The sequence below is a fragment of the Arcicella sp. genome, from assembly GCF_964672035.1.
Genome location: NZ_CBABQS010000006.1, coordinates 59517 through 73287, shown reverse-complemented (window position 1 = coordinate 73287; position 13771 = coordinate 59517). Strand labels below are relative to the sequence as shown.

Annotated in this window: 12 protein-coding genes; 7 read left to right on the top strand and 5 right to left on the bottom strand. The window is 37.2% G+C overall.

Annotated features, from left to right (window positions below; translation table 11 throughout):
• Window positions 1–35: 35 nt before the first annotated feature.
• Window positions 36–2801, top strand: coding sequence for a DUF1553 domain-containing protein (locus AC1W31_RS03050; protein WP_481732929.1), 2766 nt, complete (start codon window positions 36–38; stop codon window positions 2799–2801).
• 17 nt (window positions 2802–2818) lie between these two features.
• Window positions 2819–4300, top strand: a complete 1482-nt coding sequence (locus AC1W31_RS03045; protein WP_481732928.1) for a DUF1501 domain-containing protein — start codon at window positions 2819–2821, stop codon at window positions 4298–4300.
• 45 nt (window positions 4301–4345) lie between these two features.
• Here AC1W31_RS03045 and dusB read toward each other — a convergent pair whose 3' ends face one another.
• Window positions 4346–5347, bottom strand: a complete 1002-nt coding sequence (gene dusB, locus AC1W31_RS03040) for a tRNA dihydrouridine synthase DusB (protein ID WP_481732927.1) — start codon at window positions 5345–5347, stop codon at window positions 4346–4348.
• Between the two features lie 163 nt (window positions 5348–5510).
• Here dusB and AC1W31_RS03035 point away from each other — a divergent pair, with 163 nt between their 5' ends.
• From AC1W31_RS03035 to AC1W31_RS03015, 5 genes are all read left to right on the top strand, one after another.
• Complete coding sequence (locus AC1W31_RS03035; protein ID WP_481732926.1) at window positions 5511–6434, top strand: CPBP family intramembrane glutamic endopeptidase; 924 nt, start codon at window positions 5511–5513, stop codon at window positions 6432–6434.
• Window positions 6435–6479: 45 nt separating this feature from the next.
• Window positions 6480–6689, top strand: coding sequence for a putative signal transducing protein (locus tag AC1W31_RS03030; protein WP_481732925.1), 210 nt, complete (start codon window positions 6480–6482; stop codon window positions 6687–6689).
• 88 nt (window positions 6690–6777) lie between these two features.
• A complete protein-coding gene (locus AC1W31_RS03025) occupies window positions 6778–7614 on the top strand; it encodes a phosphatidate cytidylyltransferase (protein ID WP_481732924.1) in 837 nt (278 codons plus the stop codon).
• A 122-nt stretch (window positions 7615–7736) separates the two neighbouring features.
• Window positions 7737–8486 carry a carboxypeptidase-like regulatory domain-containing protein gene (locus AC1W31_RS03020; protein ID WP_481732923.1) on the top strand — a complete coding sequence of 250 codons (750 nt, stop codon included), beginning with the start codon at window positions 7737–7739 and terminating at the stop codon, window positions 8484–8486.
• Between the two features lie 98 nt (window positions 8487–8584).
• A complete protein-coding gene (locus tag AC1W31_RS03015; protein WP_481732922.1) occupies window positions 8585–9319 on the top strand; it encodes an acyl-[acyl-carrier-protein] thioesterase in 735 nt (244 codons plus the stop codon).
• A gap of 28 nt (window positions 9320–9347) precedes the next feature.
• Here AC1W31_RS03015 and AC1W31_RS03010 read toward each other — a convergent pair whose 3' ends face one another.
• The 4 genes from AC1W31_RS03010 to AC1W31_RS02995 all read right to left on the bottom strand — a co-directional run bounded on the left by AC1W31_RS03010 (window position 9348) and on the right by AC1W31_RS02995 (window position 13713).
• Window positions 9348–10505 carry an endonuclease/exonuclease/phosphatase family protein gene (locus AC1W31_RS03010; RefSeq protein ID WP_481732921.1) on the bottom strand — a complete coding sequence of 386 codons (1158 nt, stop codon included), beginning with the start codon at window positions 10503–10505 and terminating at the stop codon, window positions 9348–9350.
• Between the two features lie 100 nt (window positions 10506–10605).
• The gene (locus tag AC1W31_RS03005) at window positions 10606–11547 is read right to left on the bottom strand and encodes a hypothetical protein (RefSeq protein WP_481732920.1); all 942 of its coding nucleotides are present in this window, start codon (window positions 11545–11547) and stop codon (window positions 10606–10608) included.
• 115 nt (window positions 11548–11662) lie between these two features.
• The gene (locus tag AC1W31_RS03000) at window positions 11663–13039 is read right to left on the bottom strand and encodes a sensor histidine kinase (protein WP_481732919.1); all 1377 of its coding nucleotides are present in this window, start codon (window positions 13037–13039) and stop codon (window positions 11663–11665) included.
• The gene (locus AC1W31_RS02995) at window positions 13036–13713 is read right to left on the bottom strand and encodes a response regulator (RefSeq protein WP_481732918.1); all 678 of its coding nucleotides are present in this window, start codon (window positions 13711–13713) and stop codon (window positions 13036–13038) included. Before AC1W31_RS02995 ends, AC1W31_RS03000 begins: the two co-directional genes overlap by 4 nt.
• Between the last annotated feature and the right edge of the window lie 58 nt (window positions 13714–13771).

The following is a 13771-nucleotide window of genomic DNA, read 5'->3' as shown; positions in this document are numbered from 1 at the left end:
TAACTTCTACCATTAATTATAAGCAAAAAAATCCAATGAATATCAATAAGTTATTAATTTGGAGTTCCGCCGTTTTGGTGGGTAGCTTTTCGATTTATTCATTAATCGGACACGGCGATGAAGTGGATTATAGTAGCCAAGTAAAACCTATTTTAAACCGCAGTTGCATCAAGTGTCATGGTGGGGTGAAAAAGCAAGGTGGATTCAGTGTTTTGTTTCGGGAAGATGCTTTGGGAAAAACTAAATCCGGTAAATCTGCCATCATTCCAGGCGATCCCGAACATTCTGAATTTATTACCAGATTAACCCATAAAGACCTCGAAGAACGAATGCCTTATCAGGCTGAACCTTTATCGAAAAACGAAATTGAATTACTAACAAAATGGGTAAAACAAGGCGCAAAATGGGGAGAACATTGGGCTTTTACTACGCCTGAAATGCCAAATATTCCTAATAAAAACTTCTTTGCAAGCTTCACAGATTGGTTTTCGCCCAAATGGGAGAAAAATAACATTGATTATTTTGTAGCGGATAAATTAGTAAAAGAAAATCTAAAACATTCTCAACCCGCCGACAAAGGAACGCTACTACGTCGTGTTTGCCTCGACCTCACGGGCCTTCCTCCTACCGAACAACAACTCACAGATTTTCTGCATGATAAATCGGAAAATGCTTACGGAAAAGCCGTTGAAAAACTCTTAGCTTCGCCCCAATACGGTGAACGTTGGGCGGGAATGTGGTTGGATTTAGCCAGATATTCCGATACCAAAGGCTACGAGCGTGATGACCAACGGAGCATTTGGAAATATCGTGATTACGTAATTGATGCCTTCAACCAAAATATGCCTTACAATCAGTTTATCAAAGAACAATTGGCGGGTGATTTATTGCCTCATCCTACTGATAATCAATTAATTGCCACGGGCTTTCACCGCAACTCTATGACCAATGATGAAGGAGGAACGGATAACGAAGAGTTCAGAACAGCGGCAGTTTTAGACCGAACAAACACTACTTGGGAAGTTTTGCAGGGGACAACTTTTGCTTGTATTCAGTGTCATAGCCATCCTTACGACCCTTTTCGGCATGAGGATTATTATAAGTATATGGCATTTTTCAACAATACTCGTGACGAAGATTCCTACGGTGATTATCCCCATTTGAGGCTTTTTCAAAAGGAAGATTCCGCCAAAGTTATGAGCATAAAAAACTGGATTCAGAAAAATTCTTCCGTTTCGAAAGCCAATGAATATGCCAAGTTTTTAAAGACTTGGCAACCTACGTACAATTCACTTTCTTGTGATGAATTTGTAAAATCTGAATTATCAGATACCAAGTTTTTGGGAATGCAAAACGGTGGTTCATCTCGCTTAAAAAATGTTGATTTAAACGGAAAAAATCAAATGATTTTTCGGTATAATTCATCTAAAGTAGGCGGAACTTTTACAATTCATATAGATAAAATTGACGGTGAAATTTTATTAACAACTAAATTGGATACTACCAAGGGCTATCAGTCAAAACAGGTATTTTTCAAATCTGTAAACGGCATTCATAACCTGTATTTCAAAGCCATAAATCCAAATTTGAAAGGTAAAGAAGATTACACCGCCTATTTTGATTGGTTTGGTTTTTTGAGTAAATTTCCAGCCAAAAACAATCCTGAGCACGATTTAATGCAAAAAGAGTTTTGGCGATTGGCGAATATCAGTACAGATATCACCCTAATAATGGACGAAAATCCACAGAATTTACACCGAAAATCTAACGTTTTTGAACGGGGAAATTGGACGGCAAAAACCAAAGAAGTACAACCAGATATTCCTACTTTATTTGGCGGTTTACCGAAAAATTTACCTAAAAATCGCTTGGGTTTAGCCACTTGGATTGGTAGTGAACAAAACCCTTTAACGGCAAGAGTAGCTGTGAATCGTTTTTGGGAACAACTCTTTGGCATTGGATTGGTGGAAACAATGGAAGACTTTGGCACACAGGGATTTACCCCTTCAAACCCTGAATTGTTGGATTATCTTTCCATCAAATTTATGAAGGAATATAATTGGCAACCGAAGCAATTATTGCGTGAAATTGTACTATCTGCAACCTACCAACAAGACTCAAAAGTTACACCCGAAATGTTGGAAACAGACCCTGTTAATCGGTTTTTTGCTCGTGGTGCAAGGGTTAGATTATCGGCAGAACAAGTGCGTGACCAAGCGCTTTTGGTAAGTGGTATTTTGAGTCATAAAATGCACGGAAAAAGTGTGATGCCTTATCAACCAACTGGTATTTGGGGAGCGCCCTACAGTGGTATCAGTTGGAAACAAAGTGAAGGCGAAGACCAATTCAGGCGTGCTTTATATACCTATTGGCGGAGAAGTAGCCCGTACCCATCCATGATGACTTTTGATGGAACGAGTAGGGAAATTTGTTTGGCCAGACGCTTACGGACTAATACCCCTCTACAAGCACTCACAAGCCTAAACGACCCCGTTTATGTGGAATGTGCAAGGTATTTTGCCAAACGAATGGATAATGAAAAAATGGATATTAATGGACAAATCCGTAAAGCATATTCACTCGCAATGTCCAAAGAAATATCCAATGATAAGTTATTGATTTTGAATAATTTATATCAAAAATCACTGATAGATTTCAAGCAAAAACCCAATGAAGCCATGAAGTTTTTGGGATATTGCGAAGACAATAGCATCAAGCCAAAAAAAATGCCCGATTTAGCAGCAAAAACGATGGTAGCCATGACAATTTTGAATTTGGATGAGTTTGTGATGAAGGAATAACATTAAAGATAAAACCAATGAAAATCCACCAAGAAGCACATAAACATTTCGTTGAATACGAAACCCGTAGGCATTTTCTCAAACAATGCACCACCGGAATCGGCATGATGGCGATGGGTTCATTCCTTGAAAGTTGCGGGATAAATAATGTCTCCGCCGATGCTCTGGCGAAAGCTCAAAACCCACTTTCGCCGAAGAATCCACCATTTTTAGGCAAGGCAAAATCCGTGATTTATATTCACACGGCGGGTGCTCCATCGCAATTGGAAATGTTCGATTATAAGCCAGAACTACAAAAAATGGATGGTTTACCCTGTCCAGCTTCATTTTTGGAAGGGAAGAAATTTGCTTTTATTCGGGGTGTTCCTAATATGTTGGGAGCTCAAGCGAAATTCTCTCAAGTAGGTAAAAGTGGGGCTTGGCTATCCGATAATCTACCTCATTTACAGACCGTTGCCGACGAAATTTCGTTTTTGAAAGCCATGCACACCGACCAATTCAACCACGCACCCGCCCAGTTGCTGATGCACACGGGTTCGCCACGATTAGGTCGTCCTGCGATGGGTTCTTGGGTTACGTATGGACTTGGTTCTGAAAATCAGAATTTGCCAGGTTATGTGGTTTTGGCTTCGGGTGGTCGCAATCCAGATGCAGGGAAATCAGCGTGGGGAAGTGGATTTTTGCCTTCGGTTTATCAAGGCGTTCAATGTCGTTCAGAAGGCGACCCCGTTTTGTATCTTACCGACCCCGACGGGATGAGTAGAGATTTGCGTAAAAGTTCGATTGAAGCAATTAATAAAATCAATCAAAAACAATACGAAGAATTTCACGACCCAGAAACAATTGCCAGAATTTCTCAGTACGAAATGGCATTCAAAATGCAAACTTCCGTACCCGAAGTAATGGACATTAAAAATGAGCCAAAATACATTCACGAAATGTACGGCACGGAGTTAGGCAAAGAAAGTTTTGCCAACAACTGCCTATTAGCCAGAAAGTTAGTCGAAAATGGCGTGCGTTTTGTGCAACTTTTCGATTGGGGATGGGATGCTCATGGAACGGGCGAAGGCGACTCTGTGAAAGTTGGTGTAAAACGAAAATGTATGGAAACTGATCAAGCCACCACCGCTCTTTTGATCGATCTAAAACAAAGAGGCTTATTAGATGAAACGCTCATCGTTTGGGGTGGAGAATTTGGCAGAACGCCCATGCAAGAAAACCGTGAAGGGAGGGTTTTAGCCTACAAAGGACGTGACCACCACACCGACGCATTTACGATTTGGATGGCGGGCGGAGGCATCAAAAAAGGATATTCGCACGGTGAAACCGACCCAATAGGTTACGCTGGCATTTCGGGAAGAACATCTACGTATGACTTACAGGCAACAATTCTACATACCTTGGGCTTCGACCACGAGAAATTTACCTATCCATTTCAAGGAAGAAATTTCAGATTGACCGATGTGCAGGGCAAGGTAATCAATGCAGTTTTGGGGTGATTTATAAAAAATGGCATTAAGAAAATTTTCTTAATGCCATTTTCTCTATCCCAAAACCATCATTTCCTCCTGTCCATAAAATAGCGAAACTTCCTCCAAAATCCCAAGAATCTCTTCGTAATTCATGGAAGTAACAAAGCGCATTCTGAAATCTTTGAAATGAGGAATTCCTTTAAAATAACTGGCATAATGTCGTCTCATTTCCACAATTCCTACGTGGTTTCCTTTCCAACGAATGCTGAAATCTAAGTGTTTTCGGCAAACATCAATGCGGTCCTCAATCGTAGGAGGTGCTAAATGTTCTCCCGTTTTGAAAAAGTGTTTTATTTCATTAAAAATCCATGGATAACCAATGGCTGCTCGCCCAATCATGATACCATCCACGCCAAAACGATTACGATATTCTAAGGCTTTTTCGGGTGAATCAATATCTCCATTGCCAAAAATCGGAATTCTAATTCTTGGATTTTCTCTTACTTTGGCAATCAATCGCCAGTCGGCATCGCCTCTGTACAATTGGGCTCTTGTACGTCCGTGAATCGTAAGTGCTTCAATGCCAATATCTTGCAATCGTTCCGCTACATCTTCGATATTTTTAGTGGTATCATCCCAACCCAAACGAGTTTTCACGGTTACGGGCAAATGCGTTGAATTAACTACCGCTTTTGTCATCAAAACCATTTTGGGGATATCTTGTAACAAAGCCGCACCCGCCCCACGGCAAGCCACTTGTTTCACGGGACAACCATAATTTATGTCCACTAAATCAGGACCAGCGTTGGAGGCAATTTCTCCACAAACTCGCATTGTCTCCACGTCCGAACCAAACAATTGAATTCCGATAGGGCGTTCATACTCAAAAATATCCAATTTCTGAACCGATTTTGCCGCATCACGAATCAATCCTTCCGAAGAAATAAACTCGGTGTACATTAAATCCGCCCCGTTTGCCTTGCAGACAGCCCGAAACGGCGGGTCAGAAACATCCTCCATCGGTGCAAGCAACAATGGAAAATCCCCTAATTCTATGTTCTTAATTTTAACCATATTCTTTTCAATTGATAATGTACAATTGACAGTTGATAATGAACAATTGATAATTTTTTCACCAAATTATAATTAATTGATAAATGTTCATTATCAATTGTCCATTATTAATTGTCAATTATCAATTGTTCACTGTCAATTGTTACGTAAATTTACAACCATTATGACAAAATTCGATACTTCTTCTTCACAAACTAATCTGCCGTTTATATCTAAAATTATGATTTTGGTAGGTATTACTTTGGTTTTTATGACCATTGGCTCCGTTATTGGCATATTCTTTTTTACTCAAATTACAGGAATGCCTTTTGCACTGGTCGTTGATTTTCAAAAACACCTCAACGATTATCCCAATATGTACGATGCTGTGATGGCGATGCAGACATTTTCAACGCCTGTACCTTTCATTGGGGCAGCGTTGTTTTTTTGGTACGTGATTGAAAAACAAACCGTTGATACGTTAAGTTTCCACGAAATTAAATTACCCGTCTTTTTTTTAGTGGCACTTTTGGTAATTATTTTCATGGGTTTTGATGCGTTGATTATCGAATGGAATCAAGGAATGGTTTTGCCCGAATCCATGAAAGGAATCGAAAAATGGATGAAAGACAGTGAGGAAGCAACGGGCGAATTGACTAAATTCTTAACCACTTTCAAAACGCCTTCGCAATTGATTGTGGCGATGGTCGTAGTGGCAGTTTTGGCAGGAATTTCTGAAGAATTAATTTTCAGAGGCGTTTTGCAAAATATTGCTTTACGAGCCTCTGGAAATCCACACGTAGCGATTTGGTTTGCCGCTTTCACGTTTAGTTTTATTCATCTCCAATTCTACGGTTTCTTTCCCAGAATGTTGTTGGGGGCATTATTTGGTTATTTATATTACTGGACAAAAAACCTTTGGGTACCGATGTTTGCCCATTTTGTGAATAATGGATTTACCTTGCTAATGGCATATCTTTACTCAACAAAGGCCGTTGCCGTAAATATTGAAGACACAAAGTCCGTACCTTTAAGCATGGCTTTAGGCTCGTTATTATTATCGGCCTTAATATTAAGATGGTTCTGGATGAAAAGAGTGATTAGTTGATGGTTATTCCTACACTAATAAAAATTACAAATAACTAATAAAAACATGAACGATTGGAAAAAAATATACGAATCTACGAGTCCGATCAAAGCACAATTGGCGAAAGCCTATTTGGTGGAAGAACATCAGATTGATGCCGTAGTTTTGAATAAACAAGACAGTTCGTATTTGTTTGGTCTTTGTGAAGTACACGTACCAATGCAAGATGCCGTTTTAGCGAAATTTCTGTTGGAAAACGAAGCAGGACTTAATTAGTTGTGATTGAGCCAGTTGTGAGTTATGATTTTAAAATTCCCGACCAATAAATCACTACCCCATAAAATTACTTAACCCAAAAACATAAATGAATAAAAAATTACAAACCATGTCAAACCTGCAACAGCGGGTCATTGCGGCCGTTATTGCTGTACCTTTTCTGATATTTTGCATTGTGTATAGTGACTGGACATTTTACGGACTTTTTGCATTAATTGCTATTTTGGCACAATTAGAATTCTATAAACTTTTAGGATTAAACGGCAACGAACCCCTCACCTATTACGGAACTTTCTGTGGATTTGTGTTGGTAACGGTAACGTATTTAATCGAAAAAGGCGTAATTGCAGAATCTAATTATTATATTCTTTCGCCTCTAATGGCTTCAATTTTCTTTATAAAACTTTATAAAGCCAAAGATGACAAACCATTCAGAAACATTGCATACACGTTTCTGGGCGTGATTTATGTAGCTTTGCCATTTGCTTTGGTCATCATTTTAGCCTTTATTCAACTCAATACTTTCAGTTGGCAAAAACCATTGGGATGCCTTTTCCTCTTATGGGCAAGTGATACAGGAGCATATTTTATGGGTACAAAATTTGGGAAAACGAAATTATTTGAAAGAGTATCTCCCAAAAAATCTTGGGAAGGAAGCATCGGTGGTTTTGTAGCATCCATGATTGTAGCTTACGTTTTATCACTCTATTTTCATGACTTAAAAGTATGGCAGTGGTTTGGTTGTGGGGCAATTATTGTAGTGGCAGGAACCTACGGAGATTTGGTAGAATCGCTATTCAAAAGGAGTATAAAAATCAAAGATTCGGCTTCTACTATTCCAGGACACGGTGGTTTTTTGGATAGATTTGATGGACTTTTACTATCTGTACCATTTATCATTACATTTTTGAAATTATTTTCTTAGTATTAGAATTACGTTAAAATCTGTTAAAGACAAACCATTTTGTACATCGAAACGTTTATTTTATGTAAGTTTGCAGCATATACAATTTCCAGCTATCGATGAGCAATCAAAATATAAATTATTTGAAAAATAATACAAAACATACTTCATACAAGTATTTGTCAATCAGTACTTTATGTTTTATTGTTTTGCTGTTTGCCTACAGTTCCACTTTTGCTCAGGAACATAGCAATTCGATCGTTTTCAAAGGTAAAGTCGTGGCTTCACGAACTTCAGAATTTCTTCCAAATGCTTATGTTTTTAATGCTAATTCGGGCAGAGGAGCATTGACGGATGATTTAGGTAATTTTCAATTATACGTTTATCCCGGAGATAGTTTGACTTTCAGTTATGTTGGTTACAAAAAGAAATATTACATCGTTCCTTATATTTTAGAGGAAGTTCAAACTGGGATTATTCACATGGCGGAAGAATCAAGAATGCTGGCCGAGGTGAAAGTATATCCATACAGCACAGAAGAAGATTTCAAAAAGGCATTCATGGATATGAAAGTAGAGAATGAAGCAGGCAGAAGAGCATTAGAGAAAAACTTAGAACAGTCTAAATTGAACGTTTTGGCCCTGCAAGCAGGCTTGAGTGGAGCAGGAAATTTCCGTAATTTCTCCGACCAAATGACGTATAGCATGGCCAATAGAAATTTTGTACAAAGTCCTTTGATGTCTTTGACAAATCCTTTTGCTTGGGCAAATTTTATAAAATCAGTAAAAAATGGCGATTTAAAGAAAACCGACTATAAAAAAGCCTACGAAGATGCTCCCTCAGAAGGTGTTTCACGCCAAAGAATTATGTCAGAAATGAAAAGGGGAAATTAGTTCTCAGAAATTGGTTACTATTGCAAAATATCAATCAATAACCAATTTCTGAGAACTAATAACGGTACGCCGTCCGACCAGAAACCAATAACTAACCAATGGAATTTATTACCGAAAATTACCGCATAAGAATTACCGAAGTTGATGCCCACAGTAAATTAACTATTCCCGCTTTAAATGGACTTTTACAAGAAATGGCTTGGCGACATTCAGTCGTTGAGAAAGTTTCAGTTCATGAATTATCTGCTCAACACAATATTTCTTGGGTGCTTTCTCGCTTAAAAATCTGGATTGATAGATTACCAAATTACGACGAAACTGTAACCGTAAAAACGTATGTTCAAAGTGTAGATAAATACTTTTATCACCGTAATTTTAAGGTAATCGATGCCGATGGCATTGAAATAATAACCGCCAATAGCGTCTGGGGATTGATGGATATTGTTAAAAGAAGACTTACTTCAATACCTGAATGGATGATTGCGATTACCCAAATTCTGGTGGAAGAAAATCCAATTGAGAATGTTTCAGGTAAGATTTTAGGCATTAATGCGATTGGAATTGAAAAACGTTTTGACATTCGTTGGCATGATATAGATTCCAATCAGCACGTTAATAATACTAAATACGTGGAATGGTTGATGGAAAGTGTACCAACTGACATTTTGAATCATGGTACGTTGAAATCAATTGATATGATTTTTAAAAATGAAAGTATTTTAGGTGATAAAATTACCACGCAAAGTCAAGGAATAGACCAAAGATTTATTCATAGAATTATTAATCAGGATGGGCAAGAATTGGTAACAGGAGAAACTGTTTGGGAAAAATAAAGTGTGTTAGACTTTCCTAAGTGATTATTTATCTGTGAGCCAGCAATTCGGGAATTGAATTGTTTGGTTTTTTTAAGATATATTGAGCCATTAGAGGAAAATGATCCGAAAAGGTTATCGTAGGGATAATTTGGCAAGATTGAACCTGCCAATCTGAACTAAAAAATTGCTGATCAATTCTAACGCAGTAAGGATAACGATTGAGAGTGAACCCTAATCCCTGTCCTACTTCTTCAAAAGCATTTTCAAAATTTAAACTCAATTTCCCATAAGTATAACTGAAAGGAATTTCATTAAAATCTCCGCAAATAATAACGGGATATTTACTACCCGCCACGTAAGATTCTACTTCTGCCACTTGTTTATCACGGGCATTAAAACCATCTTTTAGTCGCTTTATAGTATCCGCAACTTCAAAAAAGAATTTACGGATTTCACCTCGCTTAAAAGCATCAAACGCTTTATTTACTCGCACACCCATCGACCATAAATGAGCATTTACAATTCTAACCGTATCGTTTCCATAAACCACATCAGCACAGAGAAAACCATTGATATTGGGAGCATTATCTTCTCTATCCCAAATTTTACCATACTGTTTTAAAATTGGATAACGGGAAAAAATGGCTAATCCAACTGCTCTGTCAGCAGAAAAAGCGGTCAGTTTTACAAATTTATTCACATATTGATTTTCAATTTGTTCATTCTGTGAATATTCTTGAAAACAAGCAATATCCGCTTGAAGCGCCGATAAATTATGGTCATCATTTCCAGAAAAACTTTCACTATTAAAACTCAAAACTTTCAAAGAATTATTGGCAATAGGATTTTGCTCTTCGTGACCAATTCCTACGATTCTTTTAATAATTGGAAAAGACATTAAAACCCAAACGACTCCAATAGTTGCCAACATTTTCTGTTTTTTATAAAAAAGGTAGCTACTTGCCATCAAACCAAGCAACAAAGCAATGGGCAAAGACATCATAATAAACCCTGCTAACCAATGATTGAAGATTGGATAATAGCAAAAAGACATAGATAAAAATAAATAAATGAGACACGTATAGGCTTTGGGGAATTTGATAAAAAAACGATAAACTGTTTTTAGTCCTTCCAAAGAAAATCTAAAAATCTCGTTCAAAAGATTCAAAAAGTACTTAATGTTTATATTGATTGACGGTATCATATTTTTTGTTACTGTTTTGGATAAAGACGAAAAAACATTAAAGTCTTTATCCAAAACAGCTTCATTATATTCTAAATTAATAAAAATACTTTGCAGATTTTTATTTCACTTCAAATGCTCCTGTACCAATTTTAAAACCTTCAGAATATAGTTCTATGGCATATTTTCCAGTTTTGTAACCAGAACCTTTACCGTAAAGTACATCTACTTTTTGGTCATTATTTTCAAAAGGAATGGCTTGTTTTAAGCTATATCCCAATTCTTTACCTTCAAATTGAACTGTTCCAGCATTGCCATCCTCACTCACAACTGCTCCATTTTGGTCTAAAATTCTCACAAAAATATCCTTCGTATTTTTCTCTGCTACGGGATTCGAAGGCATAATAAATGAAATTTTCAAACGGTCAATTTTAGATGATTTGTACAAACCTCCTTCACGAAGCTTACCGTTTGATGCCATCGCAGCTACTTGAACGTTAATGGCTTTCATAGCGGTTGCTAAAGTAACTTTACGTTTCAAATCATCGTTTTGAGCCGTGTAAGAAGCCACCGTTTGAGACAAACTTTCTTTATCCGTTTTCAAACCCGAATTTTCGGTAATTACTTGTTGCTTTTCATCTTCAAGGGTTTTAGTACGGGCTAATAATGTTCCATTTTCTGATTTTAATTTCAAGATGTCATCATCCTTGGCCGTCAAAAAAGTTTCGTATTCTTTTACCTTCGTTTCATATTTTTGAACTGAAAAATTAAAATCTGTTTTCAATTTTTTCTTATCTTCTTCCAATTGTGCTTTTACAGCCATTAATTCTTTGACATTGCCACCTAATTTTTCAACCTCGGCAATTTTAATATCTAACACTTTTGAAATAGAGTCAAATTTTATTTGGGCTGTTGATAATTCTTCAACCTTTGTGGTAAGTGATTTTTGGAGTTCGAATGTTTCATTTCTTGCTCCCATAAATAAATAACTTAACAAAGCAACTACGCCAATTAATACGCCAATTGCTACTTTAAAAATACCTTGATTGTTTTTTGATTCCATCTTGAGTAAATGTTTTAGATTGTTTTAATTAACTAATGCAAAGCAACGACCTTGAAGTTAAAGGGGGGTTAAACTGACCTTAAAATTAGCTTAAAGTTTATCGGAAAGGTCTTATTTACTTAGTAGGAAGAGAAATTATGAAGATAGTACCTTTATGATCAGAGTTTACAGAAATCTCGCCATGATGAACACGCAAAATTTGAGCAACAATCGCTAACCCAACGCCATGACCTTTGGTGGCTTGCGCAGTAGCGTTACTACGGTAAAAAGGGCGAAAAATATAAGGCAAATCCGAAGCTGGAATAATGGGGCCGTCATTAAAAACCTTAATCATGATGGTTGACTGGGTTGCTTTAAAATCGACAATTGCTTGATGATTTTCCGAAAATTTACAGGCATTATCAATCAAATTCATTAACACAACTTTCAAAGCGGCTTCACTTCCTTGCATGATTAAATCTTCCTCATCATCAGGAAAATCCTTAAAATTTAATTGAATTTGATAATTTTCGTGCCATTTAGTCAATTGTCTCTTAGCATCCCAGAGCAGTTCATCCATCCGAATGGCTGTTTTTGGAATGTTATCTGAACTCACTACGGTATTCGCTAAATTGAGAAGCGTGTTGGTTAGTTGAATCAACGTGCGGGTATCTTCTTGAAGCGATTGCAGACATTGCTCGTAATTTTCTGCACTTCGTTTTTGCATGAGCGTAATATCTATTTGAGAATAAATTTTGGTTAGGGGGTTTTTAAGTTCGTGCGAAATATTAGCAATAAACATTTTTTGCATCACAAAAGCATCTTCGGTTCTGTCGAGCAGTTGATTGAAAGTGGTCACCAACAAACCAATCTCATCCGAACGGTTAGGATGTTCCACCCGATTTTCGATATTATTGGGAAAAATTTTATTGACTTGTTTAATAATTCCTGACATTGGAGCCAATGCTTTATCGGCAAAAAACCACCCTGAAATTCCCAAAAGCAAGATTCCAATCAAGATCATGACAATCAAAATTTTCCTTAAATCCTCCAAAGCCTGCGTTCCGTTGATATCAATGGCACTCACAAGCACCCAATTAGTATTGTTGCTACTCCTTAATTGTATGCCAATAATTTGATATTCGTTGAAGTGGGTATAAATGGTGGGCGAGTTAAATTTCAAAAAAGGCAGCAAAACCTCGGAGGAAAGTGAGTTTTTTTGATTGGCAGAAAAGACAATCTTTTTCTGAACTTCGTCATAAACCGCTATACTTTCTCCTTGCAAAAGCTCACGATCGGATATATTTACTAATTTCAAAACCGTAGTATCGGCAGTTTGCAAATCAAAGAGAAGCGTTGTCGTGGTGATAGCTCGCTCTTGCAAACGGGTATAAAAGCGTTTTTCGAGATAAAGTTTGCTAAAAAAATAAACCCCACCCGAAAAAATAAGTAGAATGGCGGTGGCTAATGCCATAAATTGGTAGGTAAGTTTAGAACGAATATTGACCATCATGATACCAATTTTAATACATAACCCATACCGATTTGAGTATGTAAAAGTTTATTTTCAAAATCTTTGTCAATCTTTTTTCGTAAAAAATTGACATATACTTCAATCACATTTGTGCCAGTATCGAAAGTAATATCCCAAATTTTTTCTGCTAATTCGACCTTAGAAATAACCCTACCTTGGTGACGAATAAAATACTCCAAAAGCAAGAACTCTTTGGCAGTCAGCGGAATTTCTTTGTCTGCCCGCACCACCGTTTTAGTATCTAAATCCATTTCCAAATCGGCAATTTTCAACAAATTGGTGTGCGTAATACTTCCCATTCGCCGAGTCAAAGCCCTAACCCTTGCCATTAACTCCTTAAATTCAAATGGTTTACACAAATAATCATCGGCTCCTGCATCCAAACCCGTAATTTTATCATCGGTTGTTCCCAAAGCGGTCAACAAGAGAATGGGCGTATCAATTCCTTCGTGTCGCAACTTCTTGCATAATTCTAAACCATTCAGCATCGGAAGGATAATATCGGAAATAATCAAAACGTAGTCGTGACGAGTGGCTAATTGAAAACCCATCGAACCGTCGTAGGCAATGTCAACTTCCCACTGTTGTTCCTCTAACCCTTGTTTAATGAGTTGGAGCGTTTTTACTTCGTCTTCAATTACTAAGATTTTCATCCGTGTGTTTTTGAGATTGTATTAACTCTCATTAATTCAAAATTAAGTAATAAAATAC